General features: G+C 59.4%; 25 protein-coding genes. 13 read left to right on the top strand and 12 right to left on the bottom strand.

Going from position 1 to position 20,864, the window contains the following annotated elements; translation table 11 throughout:
* Positions 1–478 precede the first annotated feature (478 nt).
* The gene (locus HY308_15855; GenBank protein MBI3899751.1) at positions 479–1,396 is read left to right on the top strand and encodes a class I SAM-dependent methyltransferase; all 918 of its coding nucleotides are present in this window, start codon (positions 479–481) and stop codon (positions 1,394–1,396) included.
* Between the two features lie 40 nt (positions 1,397–1,436).
* Here HY308_15855 and HY308_15860 read toward each other — a convergent pair whose 3' ends face one another.
* From HY308_15860 to dapF, 5 genes are all read right to left on the bottom strand, one after another.
* Positions 1,437–1,637, bottom strand: coding sequence for a hypothetical protein (locus HY308_15860; GenBank protein MBI3899752.1), 201 nt, complete (start codon positions 1,635–1,637; stop codon positions 1,437–1,439).
* Between the two features lie 77 nt (positions 1,638–1,714).
* The gene (locus tag HY308_15865) at positions 1,715–2,566 is read right to left on the bottom strand and encodes a hypothetical protein (GenBank protein ID MBI3899753.1); all 852 of its coding nucleotides are present in this window, start codon (positions 2,564–2,566) and stop codon (positions 1,715–1,717) included.
* Positions 2,566–3,453, bottom strand: a complete 888-nt coding sequence (gene xerC, locus HY308_15870; GenBank protein ID MBI3899754.1) for a tyrosine recombinase XerC — start codon at positions 3,451–3,453, stop codon at positions 2,566–2,568. Before xerC ends, HY308_15865 begins: the two co-directional genes overlap by 1 nt.
* 47 nt (positions 3,454–3,500) lie before the next feature.
* Complete coding sequence (locus HY308_15875) at positions 3,501–4,208, bottom strand: DUF484 family protein (protein MBI3899755.1); 708 nt, start codon at positions 4,206–4,208, stop codon at positions 3,501–3,503.
* 44 nt (positions 4,209–4,252) lie between these two features.
* Complete coding sequence (gene dapF, locus HY308_15880; GenBank protein ID MBI3899756.1) at positions 4,253–5,092, bottom strand: diaminopimelate epimerase; 840 nt, start codon at positions 5,090–5,092, stop codon at positions 4,253–4,255.
* A gap of 98 nt (positions 5,093–5,190) precedes the next feature.
* On the opposite strand from dapF, the gene HY308_15885 reads away from it, so the two are divergent.
* Positions 5,191–5,442 carry a hypothetical protein gene (locus HY308_15885; protein ID MBI3899757.1) on the top strand — a complete coding sequence of 84 codons (252 nt, stop codon included), beginning with the start codon at positions 5,191–5,193 and terminating at the stop codon, positions 5,440–5,442.
* Here HY308_15885 and lysA read toward each other — a convergent pair.
* Entirely contained in the window at positions 5,439–6,704 is a 1,266-nt protein-coding gene (gene lysA, locus HY308_15890) for a diaminopimelate decarboxylase (protein MBI3899758.1), read from the bottom strand. The genes HY308_15885 and lysA overlap by 4 nt on opposite strands.
* A gap of 9 nt (positions 6,705–6,713) precedes the next feature.
* Positions 6,714–6,833, bottom strand: coding sequence for a lipoprotein (locus HY308_15895; GenBank protein MBI3899759.1), 120 nt, complete (start codon positions 6,831–6,833; stop codon positions 6,714–6,716).
* A gap of 182 nt (positions 6,834–7,015) precedes the next feature.
* Here HY308_15895 and HY308_15900 point away from each other — a divergent pair, with 182 nt between their 5' ends.
* Positions 7,016–7,528 (top strand): hypothetical protein, encoded by a 513-nt coding sequence (locus HY308_15900; protein MBI3899760.1) that lies wholly within the window; start codon positions 7,016–7,018, stop codon positions 7,526–7,528.
* Positions 7,529–7,538: 10 nt separating this feature from the next.
* On the opposite strand, the gene HY308_15905 is transcribed toward HY308_15900, so the two are convergent.
* The gene (locus HY308_15905; GenBank protein MBI3899761.1) at positions 7,539–7,730 is read right to left on the bottom strand and encodes a hypothetical protein; all 192 of its coding nucleotides are present in this window, start codon (positions 7,728–7,730) and stop codon (positions 7,539–7,541) included.
* A 127-nt stretch (positions 7,731–7,857) separates the two neighbouring features.
* Between HY308_15905 and HY308_15910 the strand changes: the two genes are divergently transcribed.
* The 3 genes from HY308_15910 to HY308_15920 all read left to right on the top strand — a co-directional run bounded on the left by HY308_15910 (position 7,858) and on the right by HY308_15920 (position 9,311).
* Complete coding sequence (locus HY308_15910; protein ID MBI3899762.1) at positions 7,858–8,445, top strand: RNA polymerase sigma factor; 588 nt, start codon at positions 7,858–7,860, stop codon at positions 8,443–8,445.
* Positions 8,442–8,780: a hypothetical protein gene (locus HY308_15915; GenBank protein MBI3899763.1), complete on the top strand. Its 339-nt coding sequence runs from the start codon at positions 8,442–8,444 to the stop codon at positions 8,778–8,780. Before HY308_15910 ends, HY308_15915 begins: the two co-directional genes overlap by 4 nt.
* 84 nt (positions 8,781–8,864) lie before the next feature.
* The gene (locus HY308_15920) at positions 8,865–9,311 is read left to right on the top strand and encodes a DUF3106 domain-containing protein (GenBank protein MBI3899764.1); all 447 of its coding nucleotides are present in this window, start codon (positions 8,865–8,867) and stop codon (positions 9,309–9,311) included.
* A 2-nt stretch (positions 9,312–9,313) separates the two neighbouring features.
* Here HY308_15920 and HY308_15925 read toward each other — a convergent pair whose 3' ends face one another.
* Genes HY308_15925 through argH form a run of 3 tightly spaced genes read right to left on the bottom strand, consistent with a single transcriptional unit; the run spans position 9,314 to position 12,203 of the window.
* A complete protein-coding gene (locus tag HY308_15925) occupies positions 9,314–9,673 on the bottom strand; it encodes a nucleotide pyrophosphohydrolase (GenBank protein MBI3899765.1) in 360 nt (119 codons plus the stop codon).
* Positions 9,670–10,809, bottom strand: coding sequence for a GGDEF domain-containing protein (locus HY308_15930; GenBank protein MBI3899766.1), 1,140 nt, complete (start codon positions 10,807–10,809; stop codon positions 9,670–9,672). The genes HY308_15925 and HY308_15930 overlap by 4 nt, the downstream gene beginning before the upstream one ends.
* The gene (argH, locus tag HY308_15935; GenBank protein ID MBI3899767.1) at positions 10,806–12,203 is read right to left on the bottom strand and encodes an argininosuccinate lyase; all 1,398 of its coding nucleotides are present in this window, start codon (positions 12,201–12,203) and stop codon (positions 10,806–10,808) included. The genes HY308_15930 and argH overlap by 4 nt, the downstream gene beginning before the upstream one ends.
* Before the next feature lie 425 nt (positions 12,204–12,628).
* Between argH and HY308_15940 the strand changes: the two genes are divergently transcribed.
* The 7 genes from HY308_15940 to HY308_15970 all read left to right on the top strand — a co-directional run bounded on the left by HY308_15940 (position 12,629) and on the right by HY308_15970 (position 19,898).
* Entirely contained in the window at positions 12,629–13,687 is a 1,059-nt protein-coding gene (locus HY308_15940; protein ID MBI3899768.1) for a histidine kinase, read from the top strand.
* A gap of 155 nt (positions 13,688–13,842) precedes the next feature.
* Positions 13,843–14,973 (top strand): histidine kinase, encoded by a 1,131-nt coding sequence (locus tag HY308_15945; protein MBI3899769.1) that lies wholly within the window; start codon positions 13,843–13,845, stop codon positions 14,971–14,973.
* Positions 14,970–15,740, top strand: coding sequence for a response regulator transcription factor (locus HY308_15950; protein MBI3899770.1), 771 nt, complete (start codon positions 14,970–14,972; stop codon positions 15,738–15,740). The genes HY308_15945 and HY308_15950 overlap by 4 nt, the downstream gene beginning before the upstream one ends.
* A gap of 84 nt (positions 15,741–15,824) precedes the next feature.
* Entirely contained in the window at positions 15,825–16,796 is a 972-nt protein-coding gene (gene hemC, locus HY308_15955) for a hydroxymethylbilane synthase (protein MBI3899771.1), read from the top strand.
* A complete protein-coding gene (locus tag HY308_15960) occupies positions 16,789–17,580 on the top strand; it encodes a uroporphyrinogen-III synthase (GenBank protein MBI3899772.1) in 792 nt (263 codons plus the stop codon). Before hemC ends, HY308_15960 begins: the two co-directional genes overlap by 8 nt.
* Before the next feature lie 21 nt (positions 17,581–17,601).
* Complete coding sequence (locus HY308_15965) at positions 17,602–18,657, top strand: uroporphyrinogen-III C-methyltransferase (GenBank protein MBI3899773.1); 1,056 nt, start codon at positions 17,602–17,604, stop codon at positions 18,655–18,657.
* Positions 18,654–19,898 carry a heme biosynthesis protein HemY gene (locus tag HY308_15970; GenBank protein ID MBI3899774.1) on the top strand — a complete coding sequence of 415 codons (1,245 nt, stop codon included), beginning with the start codon at positions 18,654–18,656 and terminating at the stop codon, positions 19,896–19,898. Before HY308_15965 ends, HY308_15970 begins: the two co-directional genes overlap by 4 nt.
* A gap of 195 nt (positions 19,899–20,093) precedes the next feature.
* Here the strand turns inward: HY308_15970 and HY308_15975 are convergent, their stop codons facing one another.
* The gene (locus HY308_15975; GenBank protein ID MBI3899775.1) at positions 20,094–20,864 is read right to left on the bottom strand and encodes a sel1 repeat family protein; all 771 of its coding nucleotides are present in this window, start codon (positions 20,862–20,864) and stop codon (positions 20,094–20,096) included.

A 20,864-nucleotide genomic window follows, 5' to 3' on the forward strand; every position in this document is an offset into this window, starting at 1 on the left:
AGACCGTCACAATGCCATGACCTATGTCTAGATACGCCGTGCTCGAAGTCTAGCGCGCCATTGCTGACCTGCCAGGGTTTAACAAATAGCCATAGGGCCATTCAACTGTTGCCGGTCCGCGGCGCCATGCTAGCATGCAGGTGTCGCGATCTTTGCTCCATAGTCACACTATGAGCAAAGAAAAAGCCGCCACCCTCGACCTTCCGACGACGGGTGATCAGTCCGCAGACCGCAGCGATCGGAACGCTTCTACCCTCGATCGTTGGCTGGCACGCAAGGTGCTCGAGTCGCTAGGCTCACCCCCGATCAGCATCGTATTGTGGAACGGCGACGAAATACGCGCGCAGCCGCGATCCACCATCGGCAAAGCACTCATTCACGATCGTTCCGCCTTCTATCAACTGCTACGCAATCCAGCGCTGCATTTCGGTGACCTCTACAGTGTCGGCCGCATCGAAGTTGACGGCGACCTAATTCAATTTCTCGAAGCGGCGTATCACGGCCAAAACGATGCCAACAATCACGATTGGCTCAAAAAGCTCTACATCGCCGTGCAACGGCGACCGCGGGCGAACTCGCTCGCCGGCTCGGCGAGCATATCCAGCATCATTACGATATCGGCAACTCTTTCTACGAGCTCTGGCTCGATAAGGAGATGCAATACACCTGTGCTTACTTCCCCAATCCGACCATGACGTTGGAACAGGCCCAGTTGGCGAAACTGGAGCACGTTTGTCGGAAGGTCGGTCTTAAACCCGGCGATCGCGTGGTCGAAGCCGGTTGCGGTTGGGGTGGTCTGACGCGCTATATGGCCCGCCACTACGGTGTGCGGATACAAGCGTTCAATATCTCGCACGAGCAGGTCGCGTATGCCCGCGAACGCGCCAAGACCGAGGGTCTTGCCCAGCAAATCGAATACGTCGAAGACGACTACCGCAACATCAGCGGCGAGCACGATGTGTTCGTTTCCATCGGCATGTTGGAGCATGTCGGCCGCGAACAATTCAACGATTTGGGCGAAGTACTGCATCGCGCACTAACGGCGGAAGGTCGCGGACTGATCCACACCATCGGTCGCAACCAACCGGAACTTATGAACGAATGGATTGAAAAGCGCATTTTCCCCGGCGCCTACCCGCCGACGCTGCGTGAAATGATGCCGATCTTCGAGCGCCATGCCTTCTCGGTGTTGGACGTCAAAAATCTTCGACTGCATTACGCGATCACACTACGGCATTGGTTGATGCGCTTCGAAAAAAATGCGGCGCGCATCGAGGCTATGTTCGACGGTTCGATCGCTGCATTTACGACCAGTTCGCTGCAACTTTTTCAGGTAATGTTTGCCTGCAGCCGCATTAACAATTTGCCGTGGTCACGGGCCCACCTTTACCGCTAATCGCTGAATCGCAGCGTCAGAAATACCCGCCATTCCGACCTTAGAGATTTAAATCGGTAGGCCCGTTCGGGCCGCGCATAACCGTTGGCACGGACGGCCAACCGGGAACGATCGCCGTCAACCGTTCCAGTCGTTGCAATTGCCGTGCGAGAAAGATCTGCGTGCGCATAGCGTCGCGTGAATCGTCGCGCATCCAGTAGAAAAATGTCATGTTGATAACAGCATCCGTGGTTATCGGCATGGTGTGTCTCCTTATCGTCGCATTCTACGACGAGCGCGCGGCGACAAATCCGCACGCCGGCTGTGTATTTGCCGCCGCTACGCCGACTGCCGAATTACCGCCTCCACCAACGCAATGCGTAATAGTTCCTCGTTCACCACTTCCGGCAAGAGATGCCGCACACGAAACAGCTTGGCCGATTGACGACACGCGGCCTGCTCGAGCATTTGTCGTGTCAGACGGCTGAGGTTGGTATGCGTCAGTAAATTAGCGGCATGCCATTCGTGGTAATCGCGCACGAGCTGGCGCTCTTGCTCGTTCTCCCAATGTTCACGCACCAGTAATTCCGGAAACCAGGCGCGCTCCAAGCGACGGCCGCTGAGCGTCGTATCGAGACCGGACGTCGAGACGCCGATGGCGCTGCCGTCGGCGGCGCGTTCGAACCATTGTGCCTGCGGTTGCGGTCCGGCGGCGTGCTGGATACAACGATCGAGCACGGCGCCATGAGAAATGTGCGACACCGGTCCAGCATCGGCGATGAAGCTCGGCGCCTGGAAGCCGTCGTCACCGCTGAGCGTTGCCCGCCAACGAGCGACGGTAACGGTCGGCGGTGTGCGGCCGGATAGCGTGCTGGCGAGCAGTGCCAGCGGCAGTTGCTCATGCGCATCGAGCAGCCACAGCTCGAGCTGATCGGCGAGCGGAAACGGTAACGGCGGCCGCTCGCGCAACACCCTCACGATCGGTTGTGTGCGTTCGGTCTCGATCAAACTGCCGTGGCCGTCGGCACGCCACACGCCGTAACTCGACAGGCGCGTGCGTTGATTGAGAAATTGCACGCGCCAGCGCAAGCCGTCGGCGCTCATCGCTCGGAAACCGGTGCACTCGGCAACTTGAACGGTGCCTTGATAAGGCGACAACCGCCGCAAGCTGTAGTAACGCGTTGCGCTCATTAGCGCGAACCGGTCTTGCGTTTGCGCGCTCGCGGGTGCGCTTGGTCGTAGACCTTGGCGAGGTGCTGAAAGTCGAGGTGGGTATAAATCTGCGTGGTTGAAATGCTCGCATGGCCGAGCAGTTCCTGCACCGCGCGTAAATCGCCGCTGGACTCCAACACGTGGCTGGCGAACGAATGACGCAACATGTGCGGATGCACCGGTTGCGTCAGCCCTTGTTGGCGACCGCGCTGGCCGACGACGCGCTGCACGGTACTATGAGAAATACGCTGGCCGCTGCGCCCGAGAAATACCGCGGTCTCGTCCGGCGCGACCCGTGTGGCACGTTGCACCAACCACTCGCGCAACGCCGCTGCCGCCGGTGCGCCGACCGGAATCACCCGCGTCTTACCGCCCTTGCCGGTGACGCGCACGGTGCCATCACCCTGGAAGTTATCGATATTAAGCGCGGCGATTTCTGCTAAGCGCAATCCGGAGGAGTACAGCAATTCCAAGAGCGCACGATCGCGCTTGGCGTTTACGTCGGTGGCGGTAATTTCGACTAAACAGGTCGCCTGATCGGGGCTCAAGCTTTTCGGCAACCGCCGCGGCGACTTCGGCGCCGCCACACCGACGGCCGGGTTACGCGTTACGCGGCCTTCACGCAGTAAATAGCGATAAAACGACCGCGCCGCCGACAACAACCGACGAATACTGCGTCCCGAAAGCCCCGACTGATGCAGCTCGCTGACATAGGTACGCATGTGTTGCGGCGTCAGTATCTGCCAATCAGCAAAGCCGCGGCGTTGGCAAAAATCGCGCAAACGCTCGAGGTCACGGTGGTAATTGACCACCGTCAGCGGTGACATGCCGCGCTCGGCGGCGAGATAACGCCGAAACTGCTCGATGGATTCGCTAAGAGGAGTCGACGGCGAAGCGGTCACGGTTGCCTGATTTAGGGCACCGGCGTAACGCGGGCGATGCTGTGCATCAAGATGTCGCCGAGTTTGGCGAGATACACCGTACCCATGCCGGAATGAAAACGACGAGCGTCATGGCTGCCGAGCGCCAAAATGCCGAGCGGACGCTGTTTGCCCAACGTGATAAGAGCGGCCGAGCGCAGCTCGGCGGCCTGCTGCTTGAATAAATACTTCAACAAATCTTCGTCGAAGCGCGAACCGCACACCGGCTTACCGACGCCGTACTCGCGCAACAAACTTTTCAGTCGCGGATCGTCGCCGACGAATTCCGTGCGCGCAAACGCCGGCTCCGCTTCGCCCTGACATAGCACCGCGACCACGTCGATCTTGAACTCACGCCGCAGCATTTCGTAAGCGTTGTCGAATACATCGTCGAGCGAGGCGCTGTCGGCCATGGCCAAGGCGAACCGATGCAGCCGCTCGGCGAGCACGTCGTTCTCGCGGGCAACGCTGACCAACTCACGTAATTGCCGCTGCGACGTCTCGTTCTGCTCGCGCAGCACCCTCACTTGCCGCTCGATCAATGAGGCCGTGCCGTCGCCGACCTCGTGCCGCAGATTCAGCTTGGCAAGCACGTCGGCATGCCGTTGGAAAAAATCGGGATGATCGTCGAGGTAACGGGAAACGGCTTCCTCCCACGACAACTCTTTATCTTGTTCGCCGCTCGATACTTTCTGCGTCATGGCGTACCTCAATAATTATTTATTGCTATTGCCGATGAAAGATTTCAGCGATCCGCTAGCTCGATCGTTCCCTCATATACGGTACGGGCCGGTCCGGCCAGCCACACCGGCTTACCCTCACCGGCCCAGACGACTGCCAGTGTTCCGCCGGGCAATTGCACCTCGACCTGTTCATCCAACAAGCCTTGCTGACGTCCCGCCACGACCGCGGCACAGGCGCCGCTGCCGCAAGCCAGCGTTTCGCCCGCTCCTCGTTCCCAGACACGCAGGCGGATACGCCGACGATCGAGGATCTGCATGAAACCGGCATTCACGCCCCGCGGAAAACGCGGATGTCGTTCGATGCGCGGCCCAAGTGTCGTTACCGGCGCGCGCTCGACATCAGCGACGATTTGCACGGCATGGGGATTGCCCATCGATATCGCGCTCACCGTGATCTGCTCACGGTCCACTTCTAAATCATAGACGAGTGCACGGGCTTCAGCGATGAAGGGAATGTCATTCGGCGCAAATCGCGGTACCGCCATCTGCACGGCGTACTGTCCGTCCGGCTGAACGCGTGGATAAATCCGACCACCGAGTGTGTCGACGGCAATCTCGTCCTTGCTCGTCAAACCCTTCTGGCGCACGAACTGGACGAAGCAGCGCGCGCCGTTGCCACATTGCTCGACCTCACCGCCGTCGGCATTGAAGATGCGATAACGAAAATCGGCACCGTTCGCGTCGGCTGGCTCGACTACCAGTACTTGATCGCAACCCACACCGAAATGACGGTCAGACAGCTGCCGGACCTGCGCCGGCGTCAATGCCACGCGATCCGTGACACTGTCGATGACGACAAAGTCGTTACCCGCGCCTTCCATTTTTGTAAACTTGAGCTTCATGTTTTCACTGTACGACAATGAATGAATTCCGCGAGCGCAATAAGCGCAGTAGCGATAAGCTTACCGCCCAAGAATAACGCCCGCTATGGGCGAGCCGTATGAAAGATTTTTTACTAAAACAATTCCGCGCTCTAAAAAACAGCAGGCATGGTTGGTTACGCCAAATCGTCGGCGTTCTTCTGGTTGCTTGCGGGCTGGTCGGGTTTCTGCCGGTGCTCGGGTTCTGGATGATCCCGCTTGGATTGGCCCTGCTGGCAGTGGACTTTCCAGCGATCCGCCGGCTCAATCAACGCCTACTGGGTTGGTGGGAGCGCGTACGCCGGCGGTTTTCGCGTAAGAAGAACGACTAATCGCCCGGTAAACACGACTCCAGCGCCAACAGCTCAGCCACGGTTTCGCGCCGCCGGCTCACGCAATAACGATCGCCGTCGACCACGACTTCAGCCGCGCGTGGTCGGGTGTTGTAGTTCGAGCTCATGACCGAACCATACGCGCCGGCCGACGCGATCGCCACCAGATCGCCATCGGCGATCGCCAGTGTGCGCGCCCGCCCGAGGAAGTCGCCGCTCTCGCACACCGGGCCGACGACGTCGTAAACCGCGGATGGCTGCTGCTTGAGCTCGGCCGGCGCAATATCGTGCCATGCGTCATACAACGCCGGCCGCACCAGATCATTCATTGCCGCGTCGATGATGGCGAAGTTGCGATCGCTGCCTTGTTTCAAATACAACACGCGCGACAGCAACACACCGGCGTTGCCGACGATCGCCCGCCCCGGCTCAACCACCAACTTGAGCGAACGATAGCGCGTGCCGAAGCGGTGCAAGGTATCGAGCAACGCCAGCGCATAGTCGATCGGCTCGGGCGGTTGCTCGTCACCGTAGCGAATACCGAGGCCACCGCCCAGATCGAGCTGGCGCAAGGCGAAACCGTCGTCGAGCAATTCGCCGGCCAGCTCTAGTACACGCTCGAGCGCAGTAACGAACGGGCCGACATCGGTGAGCTGCGAGCCGATGTGGCAAGCAATACCTTTCACATCGATGTTGGCTAACTCCCGAGCGCGACGATACACCGACAACGCCTGATCGATGTCGATGCCGAACTTGCTCTCTTTGAGACCGGTGGCGATATAAGGATGGGTCACCGGATCGACGTCAGGATTCACGCGCAGGCTCACGTGCGCGCGGCTGCCGCATTCGTCGGCAATCCGGTTCAACAATTCAAGCTCGTTGGCCGATTCCACATTAAAGCTACCGATGCCAACTTCGAGCGCGCGCCGCATTTCCGCCGCTGTCTTACCCACGCCGGAGAACACCACCTTCGCCGGATCGCCGCCGGCGGCCAGCACGCGTTCGAGCTCACCGCCGGAAACGATGTCGAATCCGGAGCCGAGACGCGCCAACGTATCGAGCACCGCTAAATTGGAGTTCGCTTTGACCGCATAACAGACCAAGTGGTCATGGCTGGCGAATGCCTCGTCGAACGCATTCCAGCGTTCTTCGATAGCAGCGCGCGAATAGACGTAACATGGGGTACCGATGTCCTGCGCCAAGACGACGAGGTCGACATCCTCGGCATGCAACCGACCGGCTCTATATTCAAACGGATCCATAGACTCCACTTACTTAACCGCGAATGGTTTGATGGGGGCGATTCCGCCCGGGAGATACAACGGACCTTTTTTGCCACATGCACCGAGCGCTAGCACGGCTAAGAGCAGGACGATTATCCGACGCGACATTCTTAATTTCCCCTTTTGCTAGCACAAGCTTACCGGTCCGTGGGTAACGACATCTACTGCCGCTGCAGCAATTTCTGGATTTTCTATACTTAAAGTTACTAGTGGGACCGTAAACGACGACCGGCTATTGTCTTCGTGGCAGGCCCCACAGATATCACGCAGGTGTGGAGGTATTTAGAAATATGCGCTTACCTACGCTCCAGCAGTTCTTTCGTCATCAACTGCAACAGAGTTTTCACGACCATGGGCTCAATGAAGCCGGTACCGTCGACTACGTCGCCGAGGTGCTGGCACGATTCGCCTACACGCATTTGCTGTACTCGCTCAAGGACACCGAAGGTCGGCCCCTCGAATACATCGTCGACATGCTCATCGCCTCGCAAGAGGCCAAAGACCGCCGCCGCCACGGCTCGATCGTGCGTCACATCGGCGACTACACGCTGTTCATGAGCGGCTTATTTCGTGAGCGGGTGGCGGCACGCGGCGAGCTCGATTACTACGTGGCCCACGGTCGCAATGCCTTCTGGCGCTCGGCCGACTACGAAGCCAATCCAGCCCGGCGTCACGTCTATCGGCGGCTATATGAAGAATTCAGCCCGATCTCGGACGTGCTCGATTATCTGCGGCGTGTGCAGTTACCGGTAAAAGACCGCGCCGGCAACGACAATTTGCTCGCGGCCTACTGGCGCGCGTAACGCCGCGCAACTAGCAGCACAAGATAAACTCGCGCCGATCTTTGCCCGAGCGGCGGTCGCGTTCGCCCATCTTCGGGTCCCAGCGCAAATCGCCGCGACGCTCGCCGCTACGGCGTTCGACCCGTCGCCGATCGCCCTGACGCCACCAATTGTAAGACGGACCGCTATGGCCGTCACCGCTACTGTTCTCGTTCGCACGCATAATTACTTGTCGTTAAATACACCAAATACACCCCAGACGCGCACTTTACCGCGTCGCCCGCCCCACTTGAACTGCCGCGGTCAACCGCCGGCCGGGTCTGACGTTATTAGTTTCAGAGGGCCAACCGATGGAATTGCCATTGCGAGCAAGCACCACCCCCAGCTGGGAGAACTTACTGGAATCTAACCAGGCCTTGGACCGCTTTCTGGCCGGCGCCGAGCGCCGCGCGCTCGCCATGGCCCGGGCGGCGACGCGCCATTCCGACGACGCCTTGGATATCGTGCAAGACGCCATGCTGCAGCTAGTCCGCTACTACGCCGGCCGGCCCGAGGGCGAGTGGGGACCGCTGTTTCAACAGATCTTGCAGCGGCGAATTTACGATTGGTATCGGCGTACGCGGGTACGCAACCGTTGGCGCCAATGGTTCAGCGACGACGATGAAGACGCCGGTAATGCGCTGGAAAACCAGCCCGACCCGCGCCCGACCGGTCCACAAGAGCAAAGCGCCGCCAATCGCACGCTGGTTGCGCTCGAAGCGGCGGTGGCACGCCTGCCATTGCGGCAACAACAAGCGTTTCTATTGCGTACCTGGGAAGGATTGGACGTCGAGCAAACCGCTCGCGCCATGGGCTGCTCCGCCGGCAGCGTTAAAACGCATTACTTCCGCGCGGTGCAATCGTTACAAAATCAGCTCAAGGACCACTGGCAGCCATGACGACTCCGAGCGAACGCGAATTGATCGAAACCGCCGGCCGACTGTTGCGGCAAACCGAACACGAGCTCGATCCGCTTACCATCGCCCGCCTGCGGGCCGCGCGTAGGCGGGCGCTCGATCACGCCGGCCGCCGGCCTCGTTTTAGCCGGTTCGCCATGGGCGGGCTGGTGACCGCGGGCGTAACGTTCGCGCTGGTCGGCATCATTAGCTTGACGGCACCGACTAAACCGATCGCGTCGGAAACCACCGTCGCCGATCTCGAGTTGCTGACGACCGAGAATCCAGAGTTCTACGAGGATCTCGAATTTTATGATTGGCTCGGCAATGCCAGCTGAGTGGGCAATGCTCGGCAGGGGGATCGCCTTAACGGCGACACCGGCACACGCCAGCACTACGCCATCAACAAAGGAGCGACCCTGATGCGCCGCCTGATCCTCATTGGCGCCCTACTGCTGTTACCGGCGTTGGCGCACGCCACCGACACCATTCCGTGGAACACGCTGAGCCCGGAAGAGCGCGAGATGCTGAAACCGTTTGCTGAACATTGGTCGGAGTTGCCGGCGGAACGGCAAGAGCGACTGCGCCAGGGCCTTAAACGCTGGCAGCAAATGAGCCCGGAGGAACGCGAACGCGCACATGAACGCTTCAAACGTTGGCAACAGATGTCGCCGGAAGCGCGCGCCCGAGCGCGCGAACGCTACGAGCACTTCAAGAAACTTCCACCGGCAGAACAGGAACGGCTGCGGCAGCGACACGAGTGGTTCAAGCAATTGCCGCCGGCAGAGCGCGAGCGGCTGCGTGAGCAGTGGCGCAAGATGACGCCGGAAGAACGCGAGCGGCAGCGCCAGAACTGGACAAAGCCCTAACGTCAGCGATTGGAAGGATTGTGCTTGGTCGCCCGACCGCGAACCTCATCGGCCGGATATTTTTTTTCGTTCAAAGCCATTTTGCGTTCGGCGGCGGCAAGCAAATCGACGTCGAGTCGATCGGCCAGACGCACGAGGTACAACAATACATCTGCCAGCTCTTGCTCAACGGCAGCGCGCGTCTCGGCGCTCAACTGCGTGCTCTGCGATTCGGTCAGCCACTGAAAGTGCTCGACCAATTCGCCAGCTTCGACGATCAACGCCATCGCCACATTCTTCGGCGAGTGGAACTGCTCCCAATCCCGCGCTTGCGCGAACTCGCGTAGGCGCTGCCGCAACTCATCCAGGGAACGCAGCGTCATGCGACCGCACCGCCGTCGACGCGACAAATAGCACCGCGACCGGCCACTAGCTTGCCTTGATACATGGCGCTATCGACCGACTTCAACACTGTATCGAGATCGGCGCCATGCAGCGGCGCCAGCCCCATGCCGATGGTCAAACTCAATTGCGCTTGGCCGTCGATCACCGGCGGTACGATCGCTTGAATGCGCTTAGCAACGGCGGTCGCTTGCTCCAGATCGGTGTCGGGCATGATGACGAGAAATTCGTCGCCACCGAAACGAGCGACGATGTCGGTGGTACGCACCGACACCATGATCGCCTGCGCCACTTCTTTGAGGGCGCGGTCGCCGGCATCGTGACCATGAATATCGTTGATCGCTTTGAAGCCGTCGAGATCGGCGAACAGCACCGCCAGCGAGCTGCGGTTGCGTGTGAGGGCAACGAACAACCCGTCGGCATGTTCTTTTAGACCGCGCCGATTGAGCAAGCCGGTGAGCGCATCGTTGCGACTGGCGGCCTCCAGCCCCAGGCGGGTGCGCTCGATATTTGCCATCAACGAGTACGAATAAGCGACGATGATGCCGACGAACATGATGAAGAACACGCTCGCGACCGACAGGTCGTCGAGATAATCGCCAAAGCGCAAACCGAGTACGAGCGCGGCGACGGCGACGCTGCTCAGCGCCGCCTCGGCAAACGCACGCAGTCCATAACGCATGCCGTTGCCGAGAACGATCACGAGGTACACGAGATACGCCGGCGACATGACATGGACGTCGGCCAACGCCACCGCCGATACCCCCAGAATATCGGTCCACATCGCCAGCCGCAGCCGCCTCGGCGAAACCACGCGCCAGCGCGCGTGCAGCATGTAAAGCCCGGTTAAACCGAGATACACCAGGTGAACGATATTGATCGCTACCCAATAGTGACTAGAGCGCGCGACCACCTCACCGACGTTGAAATAAGCGAGGCCGAGGGTACCGAACAAAAAACGGGTAATGAATTGGGTACGTTGCTCTTCCCACGTCGGCAGTCGCAAGCGATCGACTTGGCGTCGCAGGCGCAGGCGCCGATCGGCGCCAAGTCGATCGCTCTCCCGCCGCCGCGGACTCGGTCCAGCTACCTCGGCTTGGCGCCGATCGCCGATCACTTCGAGCCGGCCTCGTGACTGATCCGTGCACGCGCGCGAACGATCGCAGCGCGCACTTGCTCGGGCGCCGTGCCGCCTACATGGTTACGCGCTTTAACCGAGCCAGCGGTCGTCAGCACAGCGAAGATATCGGCGTCGATGTGCGTACTGAATCCGTGGAGCTCATCGAGTGTGAGCTCGGCAAGATCGCGTCCACGATCGACGCCGTAACGCACGGCGCGGCCGACGATTTCATGCGCATCGCGGAACGGTATGCCTTTGCGCACCAGGTAATCGGCGAGATCGGTCGCGGTCGAATAGCCCTGCACCGCCGCTTGTGCCATGCGCTCGCGCCGCACCTGCATCGTATCGATGAGACCGGCATAAACCTGCAACGACATTAACGTCGTGTCGAGCGTATCGAACACCGGCTCTTTGTCTTCTTGGTTGTCGCGGTTGTATGCCAGCGGCTGCGCCTTCATCAGCGTCAACAACGCCGTCAGGTGACCCTGCACGCGCGCGCTCTTGCCGCGTACGAGCTCGGGCACGTCCGGATTTTTTTTCTGCGGCATGATCGACGAACCGGTGCAGTAGGCATCGGACAACTCGACGAAACCGAAGATCGACGACGACCACAGCACCAACTCCTCCGACATACGCGACAGATGCGTCATGATCAAGGCGCATGCGGAAATGAACTCGATGGCGAAATCACGATCGGACACCGCGTCGAGCGAATTTTCGGTGATCGTGTCGAAGCCGAGCAGCTTTGCCGTATAAGCACGATCGATCGGATAGCTCGTGCCGGCGAGCGCGGCCGAGCCGAGCGGCATAACGTTAATACGCTTACGCGCATCGCGCAGCCGCGCCGCATCGCGCACTAGCATTTCGAACCACGCCATCAAGTGATGGCCGAACGTTACCGGTTGTGCCACCTGCATATGCGTGAAGCCGGGCATGATCGTGTCGGCCTCGCGCTCGGCAATCTTGAGCAACGCCTGCTGCAGCGCATTGATGGCCGTAAGCAATGCGTCGACACCATCGCGCAAATACAAACGCACGTCGGTCGCAACTTGATCGTTACGCGAGCGCGCCGTGTGCAATTTTTTGCCGGCGTCACCGATACGCTGCGTCAGCCGCGCTTCGATGTTCATGTGCACGTCTTCGAACTCGGCGCGCCAGGCGAATTGACCGGCATCGATTTCGGCTTCGATTTCTTCGAGCCCGCGAACAATCGCATCGCGCTCTGACGTCGTCAGCACACCGACATGCGCCAGCATGCGCGCGTGCGCGATCGAGCCGGCGATATCGTAGTGATAGAGCCGCTGATCGAAGTGGACCGAGCCGGTGAAACGTTCCACCAAGCTATCCGTGGCGTCGGTAAATCGACCACCCCAAAGTTTGTCTTTGCTCATGATTCTCTGCGCTGTCGTTAATGAAAGGCGCGATGTTTTGTCGCCAGCGGAATGATGCCGAAGACCCTACGTTAAACCTTGTCGGCGCACACATTTTGTGCCGATTTTTAAGGCAAATTCGTCGTTGCCTCCCATCGGTGACCGGCTCCCGGTCATCGGTAAGGGATTGTTGCCTCAGGGTTTGCCGGCTATGGTTGAATTCAGTAGCAAATCACCTGATTCGGACTCTCCTTTGTGCACCCCCACCCCGAATTCCGAATCAGGTCTTCCGGCCCCCGTCACTGACGGGGGTTTTTTTTGGCAGTTACCCACCGCAGGAAAGTATACTTGACGCGCCCTTACATGGCGTAACCCAATGCGATTTTACAAAATCGGCATTCAGGTGCGCTTGCATCGACCAGGGCGGTCACTAACGGAAGGAATCCATGCCACCACGCGAACAACGACACGAACGAAACTTTCTCCCTGATTTTGGTTCCTTCGGCATGGCCATTCGGTTCATCCTTTTGGCTGAGCTCATTGCCATCATTATCACCATCGGTCGCAACGCCGTGTTCGACGAGCAGGCGTGGCAAGATTTCAACATGTTGTCGGCATTCGCCATCGCCATCTCGTTGTTCAGTGTGGTGATCTTGAAACTGGCGGCGCCGCTGTTGCGACGGACATCGGTGGCGTTCGGCTCGGTGTTGGTTGTAGTGTTATTGCTATTCGTTACCGCCATCGGTACCGACGGCATGATCTTCGCGTTGCATGATTTTGGATTAATCCCTGAGCGTTGGCCGGCGTGGCGCGAATCGTTGATCATTCGCAGCCTGATGGTCGCCTTTATCATCAGTGTCTTCGGCTTGCGCTACGTCATCGCCCAACACCGGGCCGAGGTCGAGGCACGCGCCCAGCAAGAGGCACGCATGCAGGCGTTGCAATCGCGTATTCGTCCCCATTTCCTATTCAACAGCTTGAATAGCGTCGCCAGCTTAACGCGCAGTAACCCTGAGAAAGGCGAGGCGGTGTTGCATGACTTGGCCGACCTCTTCCGCGTACTGTTAGCGGATGCTCGCAAACTGGTTCCCATCTCGGCCGAGCGCGAAATTTCGCGCCAGTACCTCGAGATCGAAAAGATTCGCCTTGGCGATCGATTAACCGTGCAGTGGAATATGAGCCCGAACATTCCGCGGGCCGCATTGATCCCCGCACTGACGATGCAACCTTTGCTTGAAAACGCGATCTATCACGGCATCGAACCGCGCTTCGCCGGCGGTGCCATTAAAATCGATATGTGGGCCGAAGGCGAAACCCTTAACATTCTCATTAGTAATCCACTGCCCGATGTGCGTAAAAATACGCCGGGCAAGGGCAACAAAATCGCCCAGGAGAATACCCGGCAGCGGTTGACCACGCAGTTCGGCGCGGCAGCGAGTCTGCAAGCGTTTGAAGAAGGCGGGCAATACCACGTGAAGGTGAAAATGCCGATCGTACGTGGGTGAACTGTGGGGCCGGCGCGAATGCCCGCACACGGAAGTGCGGGCCGGGGCTTAGCGAAGCCTTCCATGCGACGCCACGGACGGCAGGCACAACGTAACGGAAGTCACACGGTGCTTTTCGACACGAGCAGCACCATATTTAGCAGCAAAGGTGGGGCATGGAGTTAACAACGGTACGGAGCAACGTATTCAACTGGTTCCGCGGTCTCGCCGACCGCGCCGGTCTGTTGCCGCACGGCGAACCGACGGCGGCAAACGATGGCGTGCTGCCGAACTTCTGCTCGGTGCCGGTGGTGGTGAACGTCATGTTGATCGCCGAGGTGTTTGCCTTCATCACTACGCTCATCACTCGCCGGATCTCGCTCAACATTCTCGAAGACCTGCTGTTGATCTCGCTGTTCTTGCAGTGGATCGCGCTTACCAGCATCGCCTGCTTATGCGGCGCCCGCTCCTATCTGAATCGCCTGCCTAGACTCAAAGCACTGGCACTCGCTTATGCATTGCTATTGGTCGTGACGCTCGTGGTCAGCGAAGCAGCGGTATGGCTGCTGTACGCGTTCGGTCGCATCAGCACGGCGCGGCCGGAATGGTACGGTTATTTTCACATCCAAAATTTCACGGTCAGTGTCTTGGTCAACGCCCTGGCGCTGCGCTACTTGCTCGGCAAGCACGAGCTCAAGCAGCGCACGCTGTCGGAAGCACGCGCCAAGATTCAAGCACTGCAGTCGCGCATTCGGCCGCACTTCGTGTTCAACAGCTTGAACATCATCGCCAGCCTGACACGCAACGAGCCGGCGCGGGCCGAGAGCGCGATCGAAGACATGGCCGATCTGTTCCGCATGATGCTGACGGAAGACGAGCAACTCATCCCGGTAAAGAAAGAAGTCGATGTCACCAAAAAGTATCTCGCCATCGAAACGCTCCGGCTCGAACAACGCTTGCATGTCGAATGGCAGATCGGCACATTTCCGCGCAAGGCGGCAATACCGGTATTGACGTTGCAACCGCTATTGGAAAACGCTGTACGCCACGGCGTCGAAGCGTTGCCGGCCGGCGGCACGATCCACGTCAAACTTTGGGAACAGGATGATAAGATCCATATCCAAGTTGATAACCCTTACCCGCCCGCCAAATCCAAGAGCGCGCCCGCGTCTCACAGCCGGTCGCTCGATAACATCCGGAGCCGACTGGAGAGCCACTACGGCCAAGCGGCGCGGCTCGAAGCTAAGGGGGAAAATGGTCAGTTCAGCGTCAGCGTCGTCATCCCGACGCGTGGAGGTAACGTATGAGAGTATTGATCGTAGACGACGAAAAATTAGCGCGTGATCGCTTGCGCGAGTTGCTGTCCGACATCGGCGGTTATTCCGTCATCGGCGAAGCCATGAACGGCGCCGAGGCGGTCGAGAAAGCCTCCGAGCTCAACCCCGATGTGCTGCTGATGGACATCCGCATGCCGGGGATGGACGGGCTCGAGGCGGCGATGCACTTGATGGGTATGGAACATCCACCCAGTGTCATCTTCACCACCGCTTACGATCAGCACGCGCTCGACGCGTTCGACGTCAACGCCGTCGACTATCTGCTGAAACCCATTCGTAAGGATCGGTTAGCGAATGCACTGACGAAGGCACGGAAGCTGACGATGAAACAAGTGCAGGAGCTGCACCACTCGCGCAAGGAGATGCCGGCGCGCACGCACATCAGCGTGCATCTGCGCGGCAACATCCGCTTGGTTCCGGTCGCCGATATCGTTTACTTCTTGGCCGACAGCAAGTACGTGGTCGTGCGCACCTCGACCGAGGAGCACTTGATCGAAGATTCATTGGTGAACTTGGAAAAAGAATTCGGTGAACGTTTCCTGCGCGTGCATCGCAATGCATTGGTAGCAACCCAGTTCATCAAAGGTATCGAGAAAAGCACCGTCGGCACCTGGCAGGTAAATCTGCGCAATGTTGAAAAGAAGCTCGACGTCAGCCGGCGCCATACGGCGGCGGTACGCCGTTGGGCACGCAATCGGCCGATGGCCGCGGCCACCGCTAACAACGTCAACGCCTAGTTATGGGCAACTTGTTGCCCACGTGGCACCAAAACAGCGTGCACAGGACAACGCTGCCCACTCTACATTGATAACCATCCCCTCATCCCTGGCCGCCTTCGGCGGCCAGGGAGAAGCGAGACAGTCCACTTGAAGACCCTTCGTATCGGTACTCGCAAAAGCGCGCTCGCCCTCTGGCAAGCGGAACATGTGCGCGATCGACTGCTCGCACTGAATCCGGGGCTCGTTGTCGATCTGGTGAAAATCACTACCGAAGGCGACCGCATCCTCGATCGACCGCTCGCCACCATCGGCGGCAAGGGGTTGTTCATCAAAGAGCTCGAACAAGCGCTGTTCGACGGCCGCGCCGATTTGGCGGTGCACTCGATGAAAGATCTGACCGTGACGTTACCCGACGGTTTGCACATCGGTGCCGTGCTCGAACGCGCTGATCCGCGCGATGCGTTCGTCTCGACGCGTTACGCGCGGCTGGCTGAGCTACCCGCCGGCGCACGTGTCGGCACCTCGAGTCTGCGCCGGCAGTGCCAGATCCGTGCCCGCTATCCACAGCTCGACGTGATCACACTACGCGGCAACGTCAATACGCGTCTGCGCAAATTAGACGACGGCGAATTCGACGCCATTATCCTCGCGGTCGCCGGCCTCGAACGTCTCGGCATGGCCGAGCGCATCCGCGAACGCCTCACCATCAGCGACAGTCTGCCGGCAGTTGCCCAAGGCGCGATCTGCATCGAGTGCCGCCGCGACGACCACTCCACCAACGAGCTGCTGGCACCGCTCAATCACACCCCGACATTGCATTGCGTCCGCGCCGAGCGCGCGTTCAACGCGCATCTCGACGGCGGTTGCCAAGTGCCGATCGCCGGTTTTGCCGAGCTCAACGGCGAGGCACTGCATCTACGCGGCTTAGTCGGCGATCCCGATGGCCGCCAGATACTGCAAGGCGAAGCGCGCGGTACCGTCGCCGAGGCCGACGCCATCGGCGCGCGCTTGGCCGGCGAGCTGCTGGCACGCGGCGCCAAAACTATCCTCGACAAGGTTTATGGTCGTGGCTGATGCCACGCTCGCCGGCGTCGGCGTGTTAGTCACACGCCCGGCGCATCAGGCGGAGTCATTGGTCCGCCTAATCGAACAAGCCGGCGGCGTTGCTATCCGCTTCCCGGCCATGGCCATTGCCCCACCGACCGACCCGCAGCGCCTATCGTTATTGCTCGATCGGCTGGCGGAATTCCAGTTCGCCATCTTCATTAGCGCTAATGCGGTCCAGCAAGCATTCGCGGCGCTACGCGCACGTGGTCAAGTTTGGCCGCCGGCAGTGCGACCGATCTGCGTCGGCCCAACCAGCGCCCGCGCGCTCGCCGAGCACGGTTTACACGATCCGCTAGTGCCGACTGAACGCTTCGACAGCGAGGGCGTACTAGCGTTGCCGGCACTGACGAACGTCGCCGGCGTCCACGTGCTCATCGTTCGCGGCGAAGGCGGCCGCGAACTAATGGCGCAGACCTTACGAGCGCGCGGCGCCGATGTGGTCTATGCCGAATGCTACCGGCGCGTACGGCCGACGGCCGATATCGCCGCGCTGGTCGATTGCTTCCGTCGCGACGAAATCCATATCATCAGCATCACCAGTAGCGACGGCCTCAATAATCTTTACGAAATGATCGGCGCCGCCGACCGCGATCTGCTTCTGCGCAGTCCGATCGTGGTCATGAGCGAGGCGCAAGCAAGCACCGCCCGCGCGCTCGGTTTCCAAGCGGCGCTATCGATCGCGCCCAGCGCGAGCGACGCGGCTATACTGGACGCCATTCGAACGTGGCGGACCCAGCAAATTTCCCTATAATTCATCGCCCACGGTGATTGCATGAACACGGATCCGACGAACTTCCCAACCGACGACCAACCCGAGCCGCCACCAGACAGCGGCGACCGGCGCGAACCGACCCGCAGTGGCCGCGTATCGAGCGGCTTGGCGCTGATCATTGCCGGTATCGCCCTGCTCGGCAGCGGCTATCTCTGGTACACGTTGTTCCATAATCAACCGGAGCTGTTGCAGACCGATGTCTCCGGCACGCTCACCCGCCTCGAGCGCGAAAACCGCGAATTGCGCGAATCGCTCGCCGATACCGACGAAGAGCTGCGCGTCGCCCACGAAACGCAGGAAACGATGAAGGCGGCGCTCGACAAAATTCAGACGGATTTGAGCCGCAATCGCACCGATTGGATGGTCGCCGAGGCCGAGCAATTGCTGCTGACGGCCAACCGCCGGCTGCAGTTGTCGCGCGATGTCACATCGGCACTGGCGGCGCTACAAGCCGCCGACCGCCAGATCGAGCTGTTGGCAAGCCCGAACCTATTGCCGGTGCGGCGCCAATTGGCGCGTGAGATTGCACTCCTCGAGACCATCGAACGTACCGATACCGCCGGCATGTCGCTTCAGCTCGGCGGCATGGCCGATAGCGTCGACCGCCTGCCGCTAACGGCAGCGCTACGCACCCAAGCCGAACAATCGGCCGCCGCCAGTAACCAAACCGCCGCGGCGCCGAGCGACGAACAACGGCTGACCGCGCACGCCATGTGGCAAGATCTGCTCAGCCTGGTACGTATCCGGCATAACAACACCGCCGAAAAACCGCTATTGCCGCCCGAGCAACAATACTTCGTGCGCGAAAATTTGCGCCTGATGTTGTACGGCGCACAACACGCGCTGCTACAGGGCAACGTCGCTACGTACCAGCAAAACCTTAAGACCGCGCACCGTTGGTTGACCGATTACTTCGATCCCAATTCACAAGCGGTTACCGCTGCTTTGGCCGATCTGGAAAAAATGCAAGCAACGCCGGTCATGGCCGAGCTGCCAAACATCAATACTTCCCTTGAGTTGCTGCGCAAGAGCGCCGGCCGGCGGCAAGACTCATGAGACTGGTTCTAGTCATCATCGGTGCGCTGCTCAGCGCTATTCTGTTGACGATGTACGCGCTCGATAATCCCGGCTATGTGCTGATCGCCCGTACGCCGTGGAGCATCGAGATGTCGCTCACGGTGTTCATGTTGCTCGGCCTAGTCGCCGCCGGTGCGCTTTATCTGGTGGTTTACCTGGCGGTGCGTCTCATCCGTATCCCGCGCGACGTCGAGCAATGGCGTGCGCACCGTAACGAGCGCCAAGCACGCGAGTCGCTTTACCAAGGTTTAATCAAACTGGCCGAAGCCAATTGGAGCGAGGCGGAAGCACGGCTGTTGACCAGCATGCGCGGCGGCGATACGCCGCTCTTGAGCTATCTCGGCGCGGCGTGCGTGAACCAAGGTCAAGGCAATCTCGAAAAGCGCGACGAATATCTCGCCGGCGCTCATCGGCGCTCGCCGCAACATCATCTCGCTATCGGTATGACGCAGGCGAACCTGCAGTACTTGGCGCATCAATCCGAGCAGGCGCTGGCAACGCTCACCGAGCTGCGCCAACTCGCCCCCAAACACAAGCATGTGTTAAAGCTGCTGGCGCAGCTTTATCTCGAGCTGCGCGACTGGACCAATCTGGCCGAGCTGGCGTCGCAGTTGCGGCAGAATGCCGTGCTCACGTCGAAAGAAGTCGATGCGCTGGAGCTGCGCGCGCATCGCGAGTTGCTGGTGTTGAGCTTGCCGTCGGGCGCCGGCGATGTCTTACAGAAAGCTTGGAACGCCGTACCGAAACATCTGCGCCGACAACCAACGCTGATCGCGATTTATGCGCGGCAACTGATCCAGCAACGCGAGATGAATCAGGCCGAAGAGTTACTGCGTAACACCATCGAACAACAATGGGACGATGCGCTGGTCGATCTGTACGGTCAGGCACGCAGCGACACGCCGACTGAACAGTTGGAGAACGCCGAGAACTGGCTGACGTTGCATCCGGAAGAACCCTACCTGCTGCTAACCCTCGGGCGGCTCTCGATCCACGCTAACCGCGAGCAAAAGGCGCGCGGTTATCTTGAAAAGTGCATCAACCTGCGCGGTCCGGCCGAGGCCTATCGTGAGCTCGGCGGATTGCTGGAACGTTTAGGCGAGAAAGACCGCGCACTAGCGTGCTACCGGCGCGGGACGGAAGTGTATGCCGAGGACTTGCGGCTACCGTCGCAACGCTCGACGGCGAGTCTTACGTTTCGATCGACGGCAGTTCATTAACCCCCTCTCCCCTCTCCTCTGTTGCGGGGGAGGGAATGAGGCTTCGATGTAGGGTAAGCAATTTGTTATCCACGCGGATTCGAATCCGCGTGGATAACGGTTGTGAAAGTAGTTATTAATAATTTGCGATGGCGGCGCATGATTAAGCGCTTTCCATTAACGATGCGATAGAACTCAAAAAAGAATTGCTTAGGGTTAAGGTCGATACAAATCGTCTCCCCGCGCTGTGGTTTCCATATCCTCCAGCTTGCCGTAGATAGAGATATCGTGGTCCATTGCTCTTAACATCTCCACGGCATCGCGAACGCCACCTCGGGCGGCGCGCTCCAAGTACGATACCGCGAGCTTTTTTTCAGCGGACTTACCGTTTATGGCATTCGAATCATGGAATTCCCCGAGGTAATAGTCCGCAATGGCATAACCTTGCGCAGAGGCTGACATCAACAACGCATATCTGCGCCGACGGCTCTCGTCAGTCTCTGGTTGGACAGTTAAATAAATAGATCTCGCCAAATAAACCTGCGCAACAGGATCGCCGAGAGCAGCAGCTTGTTCATAGAGCGACCATTGATCACGGCCGGCGGCTTCGACCGAAATTATCTTGAGCTCTACCAATCGGCCCAGCAGGGTCATACCTTTGGCACTACCCTTAGCGCTTGCTATCCGCAGCTGCTCGATCACCTTTTCTTTTTCTTCACCCAATACGAACAAACGGCCGAGATAAAAATGCAAATCGGAATCGTCGTGGCCTTGGCTTATTAGTGATTCGCACGATTTGCTCAGTTCAATCGCTTTTTGCCGGTACTGCGGACCTTTCGGAACTTGCGGCAAAGATCGGCAAACCGCCAGTTGCTCGCGATATTGCGCATCAACATTGGGGTCGGAAATGCATGAGGTAATAGCGACCGTCAGGCCAACGGCAACTATGCAATAGAAGATATTTATTAATTTCAGAGGATGACGCAT

Source organism: Gammaproteobacteria bacterium, assembly GCA_016199745.1.
Classification (GTDB): domain Bacteria; phylum Pseudomonadota; class Gammaproteobacteria; order Acidiferrobacterales; family Sulfurifustaceae; genus JACQFZ01.